A 19,003-nucleotide genomic window follows, 5' to 3' on the forward strand; every position below is an offset into this window, starting at 1 on the left:
GTACTTAAATGGAGACAAGAGAAATGTTAAGCAAGGTAAAAAATGGAGAAATATCAGTTGAAGAAGCAGAGAAATTTTTCCGTAAGCAGCCATTTGAAGAATTAGGATATGCTAAATTAGATACTCATAGAAAGGTTCGTTCAGGATGTGCAGAAGTTGTTTTCTGCAGTGGAAAAGCAAATGAACATTTATTAAGCATATATGAACACCTTTATTCTATGGAAGGAGAAGTTCTTGGAACAAGAGCATCTAAAGAACAGGCTGAGCTAGTACAGGCAAAAATTCCTTGTGTCCAGTATGATCCTCTTTCAAAAATTTTAAAGATTGAAAATGAAAATAAAAAACATGTCGGAAAAATTGCAGTATGTACAGCAGGTACAGCGGATATTCCGGTTGCAGAAGAAGCTGCTCAGACAGCTGAGTTCTTTGGAAATAAGGTAGAAAGAATATACGATGTAGGAGTAAGTGGAATACACAGACTTCTATCAAGAATGGAAACAATACAGGATGCAAACTGTGTTATAGCAGTTGCTGGAATGGAGGGAGCACTAGCTAGTGTTATAGGAGGTTTAGTTGATAAACCTGTTATAGCTGTACCTACATCAATAGGATATGGAGCTAGTATGAATGGTATATCAGCACTACTTACAATGATAAATTCTTGTGCAAATGGTATTGCAACAGTGAATATAGATAATGGGTATGGAGCTGGATATATTGCATCACAAATTAATAAACTAGGAGTAAATAATCATGAGTAAGAGAAAATTATACTTAGAATGCTATTCTGGAATTAGTGGAGATATGTTTGTAGCCTCTCTTTTAGATTTAGGGGCTGATTTAGAAGTACTTGAAAAATCTTTAAAAAGCCTTGAATCAATCAAGGATAAATTTGAAATAAAGACAAGCAGAGTTGTAAAATCAGGATTAGATGCACTTGATTTTTCTGTTGTATTAGATGTAGATAACCACGACCACGATATGGAGTATCTACATTCTAATGATTATAAACACGACCATGACCATCACGATCATGACCACAGCCATGAGCATAGTCACGACCATGACCATCACAATCATGACCACAGCCATGAGCATTGTCATGAACATAGCCACGACCACGATCATCACGACAATGATCACAATCACGGTCACAGCCATGGACACGGACATAGTCATGAGCATGTTGGACTTATCGAAATCCAGCATATAATAAATAGCAGTGAAATAACAGAAAATGCAAAAAAAATAGCGAATAAAATATTTGATATACTTGCAGATGCAGAAGCTAAAGCACATGGAAAACCAAAAACAGAAGTTCACTTCCATGAGGTTGGAGCTGTAGACTCTATAGTAGATATAGTTGCAGCAGCTGTATGTATAGATAATTTAGGTATAGAAGAAGTTATAATCCCTGCATTATACGAAGGGGTTGGAACAGTTAGATGCCAGCATGGTGTACTTCCAGTTCCAGTGCCAGCAGTTTTAAATATAATAAATGCAGAAAATCTAACTCTTAGTATAACTGGTGTACAGGGAGAATTTGTAACTCCAACAGGTGCAGCAATAGCAGCTGCAATACGTACTGAAAAAAATCTACCAGAAAGATTTAGAGTGGTTAAAACTGGTATAGGTGCAGGTAAGAGAAATTACGAAAGACCTAGTCTTCTTAGATCTATGATAATAGAAGAGGAAGAAACTGAAATAGAAAAAGATAAAATAGTAAAAATGGAAACTAATATAGATGACTGTACAGGAGAAGCACTTGGATACGTAATGCAGAAATTAATGGATGCAGGTGCAAGAGATGTACACTATATGCCTGTTTTTATGAAGAAAAATAGACCTGGGTATCAGCTAAATGTTATCTGTAAAGAAGACAAAATGGACGAATTACAGAGAATAATATTTGAAGATACAACAAGCATAGGTATAAGAATACAGTACATGGATAGAAAAATTTTAGAAAGAAGAACTGAAATGAGAGAAACATCTATGGGAACTGTACAGATAAAAATTTGTGGACTTCCATCAGGTGAAAGAATATATCCAGAACACGACAGCATAGCGAGAATATGCAAAGAAACTGGTAGAACTTGGCAGGATGTATACCGTCAAATAATCGAGGAGTGCAAGTAATAATATGAGCTATGAAGAAAAAAAGATAAAACTTTTAGAAGAAGTAGATAAGTTATCTCAGGAAGATGTTGTACTTGCATTTTCTGGAGGTGTTGACAGTAGCCTTCTTTTAAAATTATTTTCAAAATCGACTAAAAAGACAGGTAAGAAAGTTTATGCTGTAACAGTACACACAAAGATACATCCGATGAAAGATTTAGAAATTTCACGGAGAGTAGCCGACGAAATGGGTGTAGAGCATAAAATAATATCAATAGATGAGCTTAAAGAAGCTGGAATAGAGGATAATCCTGTTAATAGATGCTATCTTTGTAAAAAAAGTATTTTTGAAAAATTACAGAGATATGCAGAAGAACTTGGTGTAAAACAGGTAGTAGAGGTACAAATGAAGATGATTTACATGTTTACAGACCAGGGATAAAAGCAATAAGAGAGCTTGGGATAAATAGCCCACTAGCTGATTCTGGATTTACAAAGGAAGAAGTTAGAAAGCTTGCCGCAGAACTTGGAGTATCTGTATCTAATAGACCGTCTACACCATGTATGGCTACTAGATTCCCTTATGGAACAATACTAGATTATGAAAGTATTCAAAAGGTTGAGGAAGCTGAAAAATGGCTTAGAGACTTAGGTTTTTATAATGTAAGAATAAGAGTTCATGAGGATATTGCTAGGATAGAAGTAGATAAAAATGAAATGATAATGCTTTTAGAAAAGAAAGAAGAAGTCGTTGAGAAATTAAAAGAATTTGGATACGATTATATAACACTAGACCTAGAAGGATTTAGGTCTGGAAGTATGGATATACATATAAAAAAGTAAAGACAAGAGTATAACGGCTCTTTGCTTCAGACTTCAGCGCCCCATCCTATTATGTAACACATTTATAGGTATGGGGCGTTTTCAGTATTGTCGCTTTAGAGTAGTTATACACTCTTGTCTTTTTTTATACTTTGTTAGATTGTCTTTTCTTTGAATTCTGATTTTATTTTTTCTGCAAGTTTTTTGTTTTGAGATATGTCTACAATAGTTGAGCAGAAGGCTTTTATTACAGAGTTCATTTTGTCGTAAGCATACTTAGAATTTACAAGTCCAAGTGCTTTTTCAGTGTGTAGCATCATTGGCTCTGGTGAGTCTAATGCTATTTCGGCGTATATAGTAGGGCAGATGTAGCTTACATTTCCTATATCTGAAGAGCCAGCAGGAAGTGTATTGTCTTTATCTAAAAAATTATCCATACCATATAATTTGAAATTATCCTCTGTAGCCTTTATCATGCTATCTATGTGTACGCTGTCGTCAAATGGGTTTTCTATTAATTTATATTCTAAAGTACATCCTGTGCTAAGAGCAGCCGCATTTGCAATGTTCACTATTTTATCTTTTAGCACTTTAAGCGATGCCTTGTTTTTTTCTCTAATACTAAACTGACATGCTGCCAAATCAGGTATTATATTTGGAGCAGAACCACCATTGCTTACTATACCATGCACTTTTGATGTAGGAGGTAGCTGCTGTCTAAGAAGTCCTATATTTACAAACATTGAAATAACTGCATCAAGTGCGTTTATCCCCTTATCTGGAGCTTGAGAAGCGTGTGATGCAAGACCTCTAAATTCAAACTCAATCGAATTCATAGCTAAATTATGCACATACATATTGCTATGTGCATCTAAATGAGCCTGAAATGCATAATCTACATTGTCAAAAGATCCTAAGTTTATCATATCGTATTTAGCACCAAAAGTTTCCTCTGCAGGTGTACCTATCAAAAGTACATTTATACCAAGTTCTTTTGATATTTTAGAAAGCACAACAGCACATCCGGTCATTGTAGCTGCTATCCAGTTATGCCCACATGCATGTGCATTTGTACATTTATCGTCACCATAACCTGGAAGTGCATCGTATTCGGCGATGAATGCGTAATTTTCATAAGACGGATCGTTTATATAAGATGCGACAACTGCTGTTGGAAGAGTTTCATAAGGTTCATTTACAACAAAATTATGTTTTTTTAGCATATCAACAATACACTTTGCTGATAAAAATTCCTCTCCTCCAAGCTCAGGATTGTCGAATAAATATGTTGACATCGATTCAAAACTGCTTTGGTATTCATCTGCTAGTAAACAAATCTTATTTTTAAAATCGCTCATTTTTAAACTATTCCTTTCTAATTGATATTTTTTACTATAATTTAATACTTACTTCTATTTTAATAACTATTTTTCATAAATTCTATAGCATCATTGTACTTTTTTAACTCAGATTCTATTCTCTCAGTATAGGTATGTCTCAATTCAGACAGTATAATATTACATAAAAGAATAGACAGAATTGGTGAATTGTAGAATGTTTCTGCAGATTCCTTAGTTATAACGTATACATCGGCATTTAGAGAAGTACCTACTATATCTGAATTAGTCATAGAAACAAACTTTGCTCCTACCTTTTTTGCATAACGTGCAACCATGTAGTCGTCGTCCTCCATATCAGAGAAGTTTGACATTATAACCAAATCGTGCTTGTTAAGTGAAAGTAATCTTTCTCTCAAACTAACTCCCTGTTCATCAGAATAAATACATTTTATACCGCATATAGGAAGATAATTATATAGATACTTTAAAGCTATAGAGTCCGAACCAAAACCTATTAAATAGACTGTAGAAGCGTTTGCTATATACTTAACAATTTTTTTGATTTTATTTGGAGGTAATATCTTTTCAAAATTTTTTATATCATTGATAAGATTTGAAAAGATAGAATCCGTACAAGGCGTAGGTAAAAACGTCTCATAAGGATTGTGTTTAATAGTCGATAATTGTTCATCGTTTATATCTCTCTTTAATTCTATAAAACCTTTATATCCTATCTTCTGGCTAAATCTTACTAGAGTAGCCTTACTAGTTTCTGCGTTTTCTGCTATCTGATTTCCATTGTAGTGTGATATAGTACTATAATTATCGATTATAAAAGTAGCGATTCTTTTTTCGTTCTTTGAAAATGAATCGAAATTTGCAATTATTTTTTCTTTTATTGAACTCATCACATAAATCCTTTCATTAAGCGTGTTATATGATATTATAACATAAAACTTATTTATTTATCTTACTATTTCAAAAATGTAGTTAAAAAAAGGATATAGTTTATTTCTATAATATTATATGAATGTAAATTTGTTTTTATGTTAATATGATAAACTTCTGAATAAAAATAAAAATTTACGTTAAATTAATATTTAGTGTATTTTTTATCTATTTAGATTTTGATATAATTAAAAAAACTAAAAAATTAGAAAGAGGTAAAAGACTATGAATTTTACATTTGCACACAATAATATAAACGTATTAGATTTAAAGAAAAGTATGGATTTCTATGAAAAAGCACTAGGACTTAAAGAAACTAGAAGAATAGAAGCAGAGGATGGAAGCTATATAATAGTTTATCTTGGAGACGGAGTTACTCCACATAATTTAGAGCTTACTTGGCTTAGAGATTGGGATAGACCTTACAATTTAGGAGACAATGAATTCCATCTTGCATTAAGAGTTAAAGAATTTGAAGAAGCACATAAGCTTCATAAAGAAATGGGATGTATATGTTTTGAAAATGAAGCAATGGGAATATACTTTATAGCGGATCCAGACAACTACTGGGTTGAAATAATACCAGAACATATGTAAAACATATGGGTTGAAATAATATTAGAATATGTGTAAAAAGCAATAGTAGAGTTGGATTTTGTAATATGCATAAAATATCTAACACATGCAAAAATCAAAGAATGTATAGTCAAAATATGGTAATATAAACATATAAGGATTTTGACTAAATGGAGGGATTTGTATGACTTTAAAGAAATATACAACAGTTGCTATGGCAGCTACTATACTAGCCAGTACAGTTGTTCCAGTATCTGCAGCATCAATGGATAAATTAGTAGGTGACAATAGATACGAAACAGCTGTTATGATAAGTAAAAAAGGATTTGCAAATGCAGATACAGTTGTTCTTGTAAATGACTCTGCAATAGCAGATGCACTTGCTGCAACTCCTTATGCAGAAGCAAATAATGCACCTATACTTTTAACTTCTAAAAAAGCTCTTACTACAGTTACAAAAGACGAAATAGTAAGATTAAAAGCTAAAAAAGTTGTTTTAATAGGTGGAGAAGCTGTACTTCCAACAGCACTAGAATCTGAATTAAAAGATGCTGGTGTAGCTACAGTTGAAAGAATAAAAGGTGATACAAGAGAAGAAACAGCTCTTGAAATAGCTAAAAAATTAAACGAAACTAAAAAAGTTACAGATATAGCAGTAGTAAATGGTGCTACAGGACTTGCAGATGCAGTAAGTATAGCAGCTGCAGCAGCTCAGAAAGATATGCCAATAATACTTTCAAATCCTAAAAAAGGTATAGCTGCTTCAAAAGACTTTATAACAGATAATAAAATAGCTAATTCTTATATAGTAGGTGGAGAATCAGTTGTATCTGAAGCAGTTGCAAGTGAATTACCAGGTGCAACTAGAATAGAAGGAAGCAACAGAAATGATACAAATGCTAAGGTTATAGAAGAATTCTATAATTCTAAAGAATTAAGCAATATATATGTAGCTAAAAATGGCTCTAAAAATCAGGGACAGTTGATAGATGCATTATCAGTAGGGGTACTTGCAGCTAAAAACAATGCTCCTGTTGTTATAGTTGGCTCAAAACTTACTAACAACCAGAAAACTTTATTTAAAAATAAAATAGTAAAAGTTATAACTCAGGTAGGCGGTAACGGAAATGAAGATGCTATAAACGAAATAAAAGCAACTCAGACAACTATAAACTACGAAGTTAATAATAAAGATGATTTAAATACAGTATTAGCAAATGCAAATGCTGGAGATACAATAACAATAAAAACTCCTGCAGCTACATCAGAAGAATATAACATATCTACAGAAAAAGCACTAAATATAAAATTAGAAGGTACTTTTACAGGTAAGGTTGTAGTAGATGCAGAAAATGCAAATATAGAAGTAAGTGATAAATCTATAAAAGAATTAGAAATCAAAAAGGCTAAGACTTTAAATATAAGTGAAGATAAGGTTCAGATAGAAAATATAGTTATAGCTTCATCAGCTGATAAATTAGTTATGACAAATAGCGGTGTTGTAAAACATGTAGAAGTAAATGCTAGTGGTGTATCTATAAACAACAGCGGTGTGATAACAGATAAAATATCAGGAACAGCTACAGATTATGCATTCACTGGAAACAAAACTGAGCAGGAAAAATCAGAAGAAGAAAATAAAGAAGAAGATAAAGAAAACTTAGCTAAATAATGAAGATCTAGAATGCATCATTTGTTATATAGAAAGAAGCTACTGTAAATATCAAAATAATTTTAAATAGAGTATATTTTAAAAGTTTATATAGGTAGATAAAAGCTGATTTCTGTATTTTGTAGGAGTCAGCTTTTTATTTACAATGATTATGGTTATAATAATGTATATAAGTATCAAATAAATATTTTTATTCTTACAAGTTTTTCTAATTATTACAATACATTTCATATTTTACATTTCAAAGAAAGATTATATTAAAAAATTATTATAACCAATCAATACTATAAACAGATTAATCCAAAATACATTTTTTAATATTTTATATATTTTATCAACTTAACAATAGATTATTATATATAGTTTTCGTAAAATATATATCAAATTTATATTCTGTAGTTATTTATCTAATTATTTGTTGTTTTTTATAAAAAATTTTTGAGTTAATTTGTAGATATTATTATTTTTAAAATTATACTTTTAAAAATTTATTTTTTAAAGCCTATAGTTTTAATAAAATACCAAATAATAATAAAAAATATATATTAAGACTTATATTTGAAAATTATTGGAAATAGGATAGAAAAAAATAAAAATAAGTGCTATAATAAATTTTAATTAATATGGATAGCTATGTTTTACTAGCAATAGGAAAATTAAAATTTTTATGGAGGGAGAAATGGGAGAAGAAATACTTCAATTTTATCGAGAAAAACTCAAAAAAGAGTATAAAATTGCTTTTATTTCAACATTTATTATAGTGATGTTAGTGCATATTTATAAATTTACAAATAGTTTACCTAACCATGATACAGTTTATAATTACTATGCAAATCAGAATATGATTGGATCTGGTAGATGGGCGCTTTCGTGGGCATGTGGAATGAGCTCTTATTACGACTTACCATGGATAAATGGTTTGATGTCATGTATCTTTATTTCACTAACAGTTGTTGTAATTGTAGCCTTATTTAAAATGAAAAATCCGGTACTTATAGGATTAACAGGTGGATTATTAGCAGCTGCACCTGCTACAACAGAGACAATATTCTTTTTATTTACAGCAGATGGATACATGGTATCGATGTTTTTAGCAGCTTTAGGTGTGTATTTTTCAAGAATTGAGGAAAAAAGTAAATTAAAATTAGTTTTAGGAATAGTTTGTATATGTGTATCTTGTGGTATATACCAGGCCTATGTATCTTTTGCATTAATACTAGCAATATGTTATTTCATTAATGAATTATTAAAAAATAACTATGAAAAGAAAGAATATTTCAAGTGGATATTTAAACAAATTATAGTTTATACAATAGCACTAGCTTCTTATTATGTAATTTGGAAATTATCGATGCGCTTCACTGGAGTTGCTGCAAATAGCTATCAAGGAATTTCTGAAGTAGGAAAGATTAAAAAAGGATTTATAAAAGAAGGTCTTCTAAGATCAATAAAACCAATAGCATTATATTTTTTACAGTGGAATGTTTTTAGATATGGATTTACTCTATATAGTGTTCTAAACCTAATATTCTTAGGAACTATGTTTCTTGGAATGATTATTTCAGTTATTAAAAGTGGTATTTTTAAAAGAGTTTGGGCAATGATATTAGTAATATTTTGTTTAATTGCAATTGTACCGTTTTCTTGTATATGGAATTTTGCATCAAGTACAGTTGAATATAGACTTATGATGCTTCAATGCCTAACAGTATTATTTATTTTAACAGCGGTATTATATGAACAATGGTTCAAACCTATATTAAAAAATGCAGTATGCTTATTATTACTTGTAATAGTAATAAATAATGCAATAATGGCCAACATAAGCTATTTTTATATGAATTTATGTTATGAACAAACATACGCAACAGGGTTAGAAATGATTTCAAAAATTCATAATCTTGATGATAAGTATGATTTTGAAAAAATAGCTGTTCTTGGAAATATACAAGACAGATTTAAATATGAAAAATTTAACAAAGAAACAGGTGAAATACTTCCAATGTCAAAAGTATATATGTTTACTAGTCTATTAGAAGAAAATTTATTATATGATTCATATCATGTGACAAAATTTTTAAGGACTACATTTGGTTTAGATTTAATAAATCTTAGCAAAGAAAATAGAAATAAATTGCTTGATGATAAAAGAGTAAAGGCTATGAAGACTTGGCCGTCAGATGAATCTATTAATGTAGTAGATGATATTCTAGTAATAAAGCTTTCTGAAGATAAGGAGGGAGAATAATGATATCGGTAATTATTCCAGCGTATAACGAGGAAAGTGTAATTGAAAAAACGACTGGTGTTATTAGTGGTATTTTAAAAGAAGCTAAAATTTTATATGAACTAATTTTTGTTGATGATGGTTCTAAAGATAAAACATGGGAAAAAATAACCCTTGCTTCGAAAAAAGATAATTATGTAAAAGGAGTTCATTTTTCTAGAAATTTTGGTAAAGAGGCTGCAATTATGGCAGGGCTATCTGAATCAAAAGGTGATTGTTGTGTTGTTATAGATTGTGATTTGCAACACCCACCAGAAAAAATTGTTGAAATGTATAACCTTTGGGAACAAGGTTATGAAGTAGTAGAGGGTCAAAAATCTAGCAGAGGAAAAGAAGGAAAAATACATGGATTTGCAGCTAGAACATTTTACTCTATAATAAGTGCTGTAACAGGATTTAATATGGAAAATGCATCAGACTTTAAACTATTAGATAGAAAAGCTGTAAATGTTTTGATTAATATGAGAGAAAAAAATACATTTTTTAGAGCCCTTTCTTCTTGGATTGGATTTAAAACAACAAGTGTACAGTTCGATGTTCAAGATAGAGAGATAGGAGAGTCTAAGTGGTCAACTACTTCACTCATAAAATATGCTATTCGAAATATTTCTGCATTTTCTACAGTTCCGATGCAAGTTATTACAATATTAGGAGTTGTTACTTTTATAATTTCAATACTTATTGGTGGTATATCTTTGCTCCAAAAGTTACAGCATCAGGCATTAGAAGGATTTACAACTATTATATTGATACAGCTATTTTCAAGTAGTATTATTATGATCAGTTTAGGTATAATAGGTTATTATATAGCAAAAATTTATGAGGAAATAAAAGATAGACCAAGATATATAGTATCTAAAACTTGTGGAGAAGAACAGAATGAAAAATTTATTAAATAAAATATTTGATTATACATTTTGGAAATTTATACTAGTTGGAATAGTTAATACTATATTTGGAACTGGTATTATGTTTATTTTTTATAACATTTTACATTTTAGTTACTGGATATCTTCTGCATCTAATTACTTTTTTGGTAGTATTTTAAGTTATATATTAAATCGTATGTTTACATTTAAAAATTCCAACAATACATCAAAAACAGTTCCTAAATTTATTATAAATATAACTGCTTGTTATTTGTTAGCATACGGGATAGCAAAACCTATTGTTAAATATATTTTAATGGGGTATTCAAAATCTATCCAAGAAAATATAGCGATGTTAGTAGGTATGTGTTTATTTGTTATAATTAATTATATTGGTCAACGATCTTTTGTTTTTAAGAATGAAAAAGATTAATTGTGTATGCTGTTGTAAATATTTTACAACAGCATATTTACGTTTATACTATGTATTTAAATTAATATGTTATAATTTATAAATAAAATTTAAAATATAAAAAAGGGAGGTATTACTTGAGATATTTAAATATATTATTTTTATCGATGATGCCTGTTACAGAGTTAAGAGGTGCCATCCCTATTGGAATTGCTATGGATTTAGATCCATTGGGGGTGTATATTTCTAGTGTAGTAGGGTCTAGCTTGGTGGCAATCCCGCTTATACTTACTTTTAGACATATATTAAACTTTATTAGAGGTATATCTTTTTTGAAAAATATATCTAAAAAAATAGATAATAAAATCGAGTCATCTATGAAAAAACTAAAAAGTGCATCTGTTCTGGGGCTAATTCTGTTTGTAGGTGTTCCGCTTCCAACGACTGGTACTTGGACAGCTGCAGCAATTGCTTCAATACTTCATATGAGGATAAAGAATGCATTTTTAGGAATTCTTGTAGGAAATATGGTGGCTGGAGTAGTTGTAACGGGAATATCTATGCATATAATATAGATTATTTAAGAGGGTGTTTTAGGCATCCTCTTTTTTAATACTTTACTATATACAAAGAAAACCTTATTATATTCAATAGAGGAAAGTAGAACCTCTATCTAAAAGCAAGGAGTGACGAAAAATGTTAGGAGCAATAATTGGGGATATTCTAGGAAATGGATACGATTTCGGTCTAACAATCCCTAAATACGAAGAAGTACAGAAAAAATACGACGAACTATTCAAAGAAGGAATAGAAATAAATCCAAGAGTTAGGGAAATATTTACCGACGATACAGTAATGACTGTAGCTGTTGGAAAAGCTCTTTCTCAGACTTTTGACAAACCTGCAGAAGAAATAAAATTATGCCTAAGATACAATATGCAGATGTTTGGAAGAAGCCATATAACTGCTGGATATGGAACTTTATTTAGCAATTGGCTAATTTCTCAGAAACCAGAGCCTTATGAAAGTATAGGAAACGGATCTGCAATGAGAGTATCTTCTGTTGGATGGCTTGCAAACAACCTAAATGAAGTGGATATATACGCAAGATTAACTGCTGAAGTTACACATAACAGTGAAGAAGGAATTAAAGGTGCTCAGGCAATAGCGAGTGCAATTTTTTTAGCTAGAAACGGAAGTAAAAAAGAAACAATAAAAAAATACATAGAAAAAGAATATGGATACGATTTATCTAAGTCTGTTGAAGAGTACAGAAATGCAGATATAATGAAAAGGGATGCATTATGTGAAACTGCTGTTGTTCAAGCTATGGCAGCATTTTTAGAAGGTGAAAGTTTTGAAGATGCTGTAATCAAAGCTGTTACAATTGGAGGAGATACAGACACAATAGCTGCAATTACAGGATTTATTGCTGAAGCATACTACGGAATAGATGAAAAAGCAAAAGAGCTTGTACTTACTTATCTTCCTGATGATTTAAAAAGAGGAATAACTGACTACACATATATCGTAATGTATAGAAGAAACGAAAGAAAAAAAGCGTATGACAAAATGTTTAACGATATAAAATATTTCAAAGAAAGAATAAAAGAGGACACAGGAAGACCAGTTCCAATGTTTATGTTTAATCAGCCAGAGATGTCTGAGGAAGTTGAAAGACTTATAAATACAGCACATCTTCCTGAAATCACTGACAAAGCATACATAGATACATTAGACCTTCACAATATAGAAATGGATTCTGATTTATATAGAGAAAAAGCAGAAGAATCTGGTGCATATCTTCTTAGAGCGATGCTTACTAGTATTGTAAGACAGGAAATATTTAATCCGGGTGCTGTAGATAAATGTGTAGACGATGGAACTGTTTATGTATTATTAGAAGAAATGAAGAAAAAGAATGTATATAGATAGTATGTATAAAAATATTAAAAAATAATAAAAATAAAAATTTAAAAAATAGAAATAAAAAGTATTATAGATAATAACGATAGTTTCTAAAGCAGAATGAAAAAAATCACATAATTTGATATAATTATTATAGTCTGTAGTGTATGCTACAGACTTTTTAAATACAAATTTATTCAAAATTATTCAAAAGGGTGATTAAAATTATGCTAAAAAAGGTAGATACAATAAAGGATAAAAATATAGACGAAAATCAGCTTATGGCGGAAAAAATAGTAGATATAATAAATGGCTATGGCGTAGAAAATTGTGGACTTAGAATTAGCAAGGGTGTGATTTTGGTGTCGACGATAAATAAGTATAAGGGATTAAAATACTCAGCATCAATCCACACAGGCAAGGACAGATTTACTAGCATAGTAATAGACCTAGAGGAACAAATCTACATAAATAATGAAGCTGAGAGGGATATTTTTTTAAATATGATATACGAGAGAAACAACTACTATGCGGAAAAACACTCTGGAAAAAATATGAGCCAGGGTATAGGTGTAAATAAAAATTATAAGTTTGAAATGATAAAAAATGAGGTAGTTAAGTTTAATTCTCAGAGTATAGTCAATTCTTTTGTATCTACTGTAAATGAGTTTATAGAAGAAGTAGATCGATTTGAAAGATTTCTATTCCAAAAGTAGAAGATAAAAAATAAAGATATAATATTAAAAGATATATTAAAATAAAATATTAAAATTCGGATTATATAATAAAAAATAAGTTATTAAAAATATTAAAAAGTGCCTACTATAATATAAATGAAAATAATAAGAATAATTTGAATCAAGTTAGAAAAAAATTTGAAAAAAAATTGCCCAAAATGCTTGACATGAAATTATGAAAATGTTATCCTATAAACAGTTAAAAATGGATACGACAATTTGGAGTGTTACTGGTAGAGCAGGCAAGACCGAATTTTATAGAATGCACTATAGGTGTATTGTATAAAGTTGGGTCTTTTTTTATTCTTATGATAATCTTATTATTTTTAGGATATAATAGTATAATATGGATTTAATATTATATCTGGAAAGGCAAGGAACGATTATGAAAGTTACAAAAGTTATAAATAACAATTTTGTATGCTCATGCAATGAAAAAAATAAAGAGATTATCGTCATGGGAAAAGGAATAGGATTTAAAGCCAAAGAAGGAGACGAGATAGACAAGTCTAAGGTGGAAAAGGTATTCACAATGAATGGTAAATCTGCAATAGATAAGTTTAAACGTTTAATAGAAGAGCTTCCTATCGAGCATTTTAAAGTGTCTAATGACATAATAAACTACGCAAAACGTACACTTGGAAAGAGATTAAATCAGAACATATACATAACTCTGACAGATCACATAAGCTTTTCAGTGTATAGATTTAAAAATGGTATGAAATTTAGTAATCCTCTCTTATGGGAAGTAAAGCATTTTTATAATCCAGAATATATAATTGGAGAATATGCTGTAAACCTAATAAAAGAAAAGCTGGGTGTAGAGATGGGCGAGGATGAAGCAGCGAACATCGCACTACACATAGTAAATGCAGAGTACAATACAGAGATGAACGAAGCATTAAAAATAACTACTCTTATAGGAGATATACTAAAAATAGTAACAGATACTTTTGATATACAACTAGATGAAGAAAGCTTACATTATTCAAGACTTATTACACATCTGAAATTCCTTTCACAGAGGATATTTATGGGAGAGATGTTAAAAGATTCTGACGATGTATTTGCTGAAATGATAGCAACAAAATATCCTGAAGAATTTAAGTGCGCACTAAAGATAAGGGATTATATAGAAGAACAGTATAATCAGAGGATATCAAATGAAGAACTTGTATATCTTGCGGTGCATATAAGACGTGTTTCTACAATAGAGGATGAAAATTAAGAATTTTGAGGTGTAACGATGTTTAAAAAATTATTTGGAAAAAAAGATAACTCTTGTAAATTAGTTTCTCCAATAAACGGTGAAACAATAGCAATAGAAGAAGTAAACGATCCTACTTTCGCAAGCGGAATGTTAGGAAAAGGTGTAGGTATAAAACCTGCAGAAGGTAGAGTTGTAGCTCCAGTAGCAGGAGAGGTTACAATAATGTTCCCTACAAAACATGCTGTTTCTATATTAAGTGAAGATGGCGCTGAAATACTAATACACATAGGATTAGATACTGTAAACCTACAGGGACAGCACTTCACAAGCCATGTAGAAGTTGGACAGAAAGTAAATGTTGGAGATCTTTTAGTAGAATTCGACATGGAAAAAATAAAAGAAGCTGGATACGATGTAACAAGCCCAGTACTTGTTTGTAACCCAGATGCTTTTGAAGCAGTTGAACCAACAGAATATGGTCCAGTTAGCATAGGCGATGAAATAATAAAAATAACTAAAAAATAGTAAAAAGCTATTAAGCAATTATAAAAATTAACTAAAAAATAAAGTCAATATAGTATTAAAATGAAAAAATAAAGAAATTAATATAATATTGAAATTTTAAAAATGTCTATTTTGCTCAAAAATAGAGCTGAAATAATAAAAAATTATACATGAAAGGAGAATATTTCTTATGATGAAATATTTACAGAAACTAGGTAAAGCTTTAATGCTACCAGTTGCTGCACTTCCTGTTGCAAGTATATGCATGGGTATAGGTTATTGGATAGACCCAAGTGGTTGGGGTGCTAATAACGTAATAGCAGCATTCTTATTAAAATCAGGTGGAGCTCTTATAGATAACATGGGTATCTTATTCGCTATAGGGGTAGCCGTTGGTATGTCAGATGATAACGATGGTACTGCAGGTCTTGCAGGTCTAGTATCATGGTTAATGATAACTACATTACTTTCTCCAGCAGTTGTTGCTATGTTCAAAGGTATACCTGAAGATCAGGTTGCAGCAGCTTTCACTAAAACTCAGACTCAGTTCATAGGTATATTAGCTGGTCTTATAGGTGGAACTTGCTATAATAAATTCAAAGGTACTAAATTACCAGACGCTTTATCTTTCTTCAGTGGTAAGAGAAGTGTTGCGATAGTTACTTCAGGTTGCTCAATGTTAGCAGCTGCTATATTATTCTTCGTATGGCCAGCAGTTTACAATGCACTAGTTGCATTCGGTGAAGGAATAATATCTTTAGGTGGAGTAGGTGCAGGTGTATACGGATTCTTCAACAGACTTCTTATACCAACAGGATTACACCACGCTCTTAACTCAGTATTCTGGTTCGACGTTGCAGGTATAAATGATATCGGTAACTTCTGGGGTGGAACAGGAGTTAAAGGTGTAACAGGTATGTACATGACAGGATTCTTCCCAGTTATGATGTTCGGTTTACCAGCAGGTGCTTTAGCTATGTACCACACTGCAAAAGATAGCAAGAAAAAAGCTGTTTACGGATTATTATTAGCTGCAGCAGTTGGTTCATTCTTCACAGGTGTTACAGAACCTCTTGAATTCTCATTCATGTTCTTAGCTCCAGCATTATACGTAGTTCACGCTTTATTAACTGGTATATCAATGACAGTTTGTGCTATGTTACCAGTAAGAGCTGGATTCAACTTCTCAGCAGGGTTCGTTGACTGGTTCTTAAGTTTCAAAGCTCCAATGGCATTAAACCCATTATGGTTATTAGGAATAGGTTTAGTAGTTGGTGCTGTATACTATGTAGTATTCAGATTCGTTATAGTTAAATTCAACTTAGCTACTCCAGGTAGAGAAGAAGATACTGTAGAAGCTGAAAAAGCTATAGTTTTAGATAACAACGACTTCACAGCTATGGCTCAGGTTATATTAGAAGGTTTAGGTGGAGCTGAAAACGTAACATCTATAGACAACTGTATAACAAGATTAAGATTAGAAGTTAAAGATAGTACAAAAGTAGACGAATCTAAAATAAAATCTTCAGGAGCAGCTGGTGTTATAAGACCAGGTAAAACTTCTGTACAGGTTATAATAGGAACAAAAGTTCAGTTCGTTGCTGATGAATTCAAAAAACTTTGCAAATAATTAAATTTGATATAAGAGGGCTAGTGCATTATGCATTAGCTCTTTTTTTATGTGAAAGAGGGATTACAATTCAGTTTTTCTCCAGGCTTCAGCGCCTCGCACTTTTATGTAACACATTTAAAGGGAGCGAGGCGCTTCCAGATTGTCGCGAAACTGAATTTGTAATCCCTCTTTGTCAGTAAGAAAATATTTTAATGCATAAAAGCACTAGCCCTCTTTCTTTTTAAAATGGGGCGAGGACCTTCGGTTGAAATATTCAGCAGGAAGAATAGCTGGAGATGATAGATATGAAACAAATAGAAAAGTAATATCTGAGTTCTATAGTGGATCAAGCAAGTACTATGTAGCTAATGGAAATGCACTTTTAGATGCGCTTACAGCAGCTATACTTGCACAAGAAAAAGGGTTATTCAAATTATAAACCTGGATAGCTCTTTTTATATTCTATGATTTCTATTTTTTTTATAGATAAATGATTGCTGTTGCAAGTTTTTACAATCGGTATTTAAGTTAGTAATAACAAATTAATTTGCATCGACAATTCCGCAAGCGCCCCATACATTTAAATATTTTCAAATAATAATTGGGGCGCTGAGGACTGGAGAGCAAATAATTGTGATTACTAACTTAAAGAGGCCATTGCATTAATTGCAACAGCCTCTTTTTTTAGTATGAATAGAAAAAAATTTATAATAAAAAACAAATATAAAATGATAGATATATTGTTTTTCTATTATTGTATTTCAATGTTTATATTTATTATTCTAATTTACATTATTTTGTGATTATATCTATTATTTTGAGTATTTACAAACACCATCTAGGTATGTATTATATACATTTAGTGAATCGTCTATAACTACAAAGTCGGCAGGTAGTCCAGGTTTTATAGATCCACATTTGTCGTCTATGTTGCAACTAACTGCTGGGTTGTAAGATGCCATTTTTATAGCTTCTTCTAGTGTAGCTATGTTCCAATCTACTACATTTTTTATCGCATTGTTCATGCTAAGAACACTTCCTGCTAGGCTTCCTGTTAAAAGTCTTGCTGTTCCATTTTCAACTATTACATCAAATTCTCCAAGAGTATACTGTCCATCTTCCATAGCTCCAGCTCTCATACAGTCTGTTATAAGTACTATGTTTTCTCTTGTTTTAGCATTCATCATAATATTTGCGGCTACAGGGCTTACGTGATGTCCATCGCATATAAGTTCAGCAAATGTGTTTTTAAGCTCCATAGCAGCCCCTACCATACCAGGTTCTCTGTGTGTAAGAGGACTCATACCGTTGTATGTATGAACAAATACATTTGCTCCAGCACCTACAACCCTTTTAGCCTCTTCAAATGTAGCAGCACTGTGTCCAAGTGCAACAGTTACACCATTTTTTGTTGCATATTCTGCAAACTCAACAGCACCTTCTCTTTCTGGAGCAATAGCTATTTTCTTTACTAAATTTCCAGATTTTTCCTGCCACTGGTCTAATATTTCTGAAGTAGGGTTTATAAAGTATTTTTTATTCTGAGCACCTTTATATTTTTCAGTGAAACAAGGACCTTCTAAGAAGATACCCTGTATTTTTGCACCTTCTACATCATTGTATACATTTTTGATGTTTTCTACAGATTCATCAAGTCTTTCTACAGAATCAGTAAGTGTAGTAGGTAAGAAGCTAGTTACACCAAACTGTAGAAGTCCTTTTGATATAGTTTTTATGGCTTCTGGAGTGTTGTCCATAACATCTGAGTTTAAAAGCCCATGTATGTGTGTATCTACAAAACCAGGAGCTATGTATTTTCCTGAATAATCTACAATTTCAGCAGACTCAGGTTTTTCTTTCTGAAAATGACCAAATTTACCATCTATTATAGATAAATATCCATTTTCCTCAATTCCATAATTCATAAAAAATTTATCAGCGTAAATATAAGTTTTCAAAACGGCCTCCTAAAAATTTTAAAATTTTAT

19 protein-coding genes are annotated in these 19,003 nt (G+C 31.1%); 16 read left to right on the forward strand and 3 right to left on the reverse strand.

The window, feature by feature from the left end:
* Positions 1–8: 8 nt before the first annotated feature.
* The 4 genes from larB (at position 9) to ACK2WO_RS04460 (ending at position 2,961) form a co-directional block, all read left to right on the forward strand.
* Complete coding sequence (larB, locus tag ACK2WO_RS04445; RefSeq protein ID WP_178411767.1) at positions 9–761, forward strand: nickel pincer cofactor biosynthesis protein LarB; 753 nt, start codon at positions 9–11, stop codon at positions 759–761.
* Positions 754–2,139 (forward strand): nickel pincer cofactor biosynthesis protein LarC, encoded by a 1,386-nt coding sequence (gene larC / locus ACK2WO_RS04450; protein WP_414698508.1) that lies wholly within the window; start codon positions 754–756, stop codon positions 2,137–2,139. The genes larB and larC overlap by 8 nt, the downstream gene beginning before the upstream one ends.
* 4 nt (positions 2,140–2,143) lie before the next feature.
* Positions 2,144–2,560, forward strand: coding sequence for an asparagine synthase-related protein (locus ACK2WO_RS04455; RefSeq protein ID WP_414698509.1), 417 nt, complete (start codon positions 2,144–2,146; stop codon positions 2,558–2,560).
* A gap of 122 nt (positions 2,561–2,682) precedes the next feature.
* Positions 2,683–2,961: a hypothetical protein gene (locus ACK2WO_RS04460; protein WP_414698510.1), complete on the forward strand. Its 279-nt coding sequence runs from the start codon at positions 2,683–2,685 to the stop codon at positions 2,959–2,961.
* A 134-nt stretch (positions 2,962–3,095) separates the two neighbouring features.
* Here ACK2WO_RS04460 and ACK2WO_RS04465 read toward each other — a convergent pair whose 3' ends face one another.
* A complete protein-coding gene (locus ACK2WO_RS04465) occupies positions 3,096–4,298 on the reverse strand; it encodes a M20 family metallopeptidase (RefSeq protein WP_414698511.1) in 1,203 nt (400 codons plus the stop codon).
* 59 nt (positions 4,299–4,357) lie between these two features.
* On the reverse strand, positions 4,358–5,188 hold the full coding sequence (locus ACK2WO_RS04470; RefSeq protein WP_178411763.1) for an SIS domain-containing protein: 831 nt from the start codon (positions 5,186–5,188) through the stop codon (positions 4,358–4,360).
* Positions 5,189–5,453: 265 nt separating this feature from the next.
* On the opposite strand from ACK2WO_RS04470, the gene ACK2WO_RS04475 reads away from it, so the two are divergent.
* The 12 genes from ACK2WO_RS04475 (at position 5,454) to ACK2WO_RS04530 (ending at position 17,454) form a co-directional block, all read left to right on the forward strand.
* Positions 5,454–5,825, forward strand: a complete 372-nt coding sequence (locus ACK2WO_RS04475; protein ID WP_178411762.1) for a VOC family protein — start codon at positions 5,454–5,456, stop codon at positions 5,823–5,825.
* A 163-nt stretch (positions 5,826–5,988) separates the two neighbouring features.
* Positions 5,989–7,476: a cell wall-binding repeat-containing protein gene (locus ACK2WO_RS04480; RefSeq protein ID WP_414698512.1), complete on the forward strand. Its 1,488-nt coding sequence runs from the start codon at positions 5,989–5,991 to the stop codon at positions 7,474–7,476.
* Positions 7,477–8,155: 679 nt separating this feature from the next.
* Positions 8,156–9,724: a glucosyltransferase domain-containing protein gene (locus ACK2WO_RS04485; RefSeq protein ID WP_414698513.1), complete on the forward strand. Its 1,569-nt coding sequence runs from the start codon at positions 8,156–8,158 to the stop codon at positions 9,722–9,724.
* Positions 9,724–10,662 (forward strand): glycosyltransferase family 2 protein, encoded by a 939-nt coding sequence (locus ACK2WO_RS04490; RefSeq protein WP_414698514.1) that lies wholly within the window; start codon positions 9,724–9,726, stop codon positions 10,660–10,662. Before ACK2WO_RS04485 ends, ACK2WO_RS04490 begins: the two co-directional genes overlap by 1 nt.
* Complete coding sequence (locus ACK2WO_RS04495) at positions 10,643–11,065, forward strand: GtrA family protein (protein WP_414698515.1); 423 nt, start codon at positions 10,643–10,645, stop codon at positions 11,063–11,065. The genes ACK2WO_RS04490 and ACK2WO_RS04495 overlap by 20 nt, the downstream gene beginning before the upstream one ends.
* A 116-nt stretch (positions 11,066–11,181) precedes the next feature.
* Entirely contained in the window at positions 11,182–11,619 is a 438-nt protein-coding gene (locus ACK2WO_RS04500; RefSeq protein WP_414698516.1) for a COG2426 family protein, read from the forward strand.
* Between the two features lie 121 nt (positions 11,620–11,740).
* A complete protein-coding gene (locus ACK2WO_RS04505; RefSeq protein ID WP_414698517.1) occupies positions 11,741–12,979 on the forward strand; it encodes an ADP-ribosylglycohydrolase family protein in 1,239 nt (412 codons plus the stop codon).
* A 200-nt stretch (positions 12,980–13,179) separates the two neighbouring features.
* Positions 13,180–13,668, forward strand: a complete 489-nt coding sequence (locus ACK2WO_RS04510; RefSeq protein WP_414698518.1) for a hypothetical protein — start codon at positions 13,180–13,182, stop codon at positions 13,666–13,668.
* 406 nt (positions 13,669–14,074) lie between these two features.
* Positions 14,075–14,917, forward strand: coding sequence for a BglG family transcription antiterminator LicT (gene licT / locus ACK2WO_RS04515; RefSeq protein ID WP_414698519.1), 843 nt, complete (start codon positions 14,075–14,077; stop codon positions 14,915–14,917).
* Positions 14,918–14,935: 18 nt separating this feature from the next.
* Positions 14,936–15,424, forward strand: a complete 489-nt coding sequence (locus ACK2WO_RS04520) for a PTS glucose transporter subunit IIA (protein WP_414698520.1) — start codon at positions 14,936–14,938, stop codon at positions 15,422–15,424.
* Positions 15,425–15,593: 169 nt separating this feature from the next.
* A complete protein-coding gene (gene nagE / locus ACK2WO_RS04525) occupies positions 15,594–17,033 on the forward strand; it encodes an N-acetylglucosamine-specific PTS transporter subunit IIBC (protein WP_178411701.1) in 1,440 nt (479 codons plus the stop codon).
* Between the two features lie 247 nt (positions 17,034–17,280).
* A complete protein-coding gene (locus tag ACK2WO_RS04530) occupies positions 17,281–17,454 on the forward strand; it encodes a cell wall-binding repeat-containing protein (RefSeq protein WP_414698521.1) in 174 nt (57 codons plus the stop codon).
* Positions 17,455–17,827: 373 nt separating this feature from the next.
* Here the strand turns inward: ACK2WO_RS04530 and nagA are convergent, their stop codons facing one another.
* On the reverse strand, positions 17,828–18,973 hold the full coding sequence (gene nagA, locus ACK2WO_RS04535; protein ID WP_414698522.1) for an N-acetylglucosamine-6-phosphate deacetylase: 1,146 nt from the start codon (positions 18,971–18,973) through the stop codon (positions 17,828–17,830).
* Positions 18,974–19,003: the final 30 nt, after the last annotated feature.

Source organism: Peptacetobacter sp. AB845, assembly GCF_047528295.1.
Lineage (GTDB): Bacteria > Bacillota > Clostridia > Peptostreptococcales > Peptostreptococcaceae > Peptacetobacter.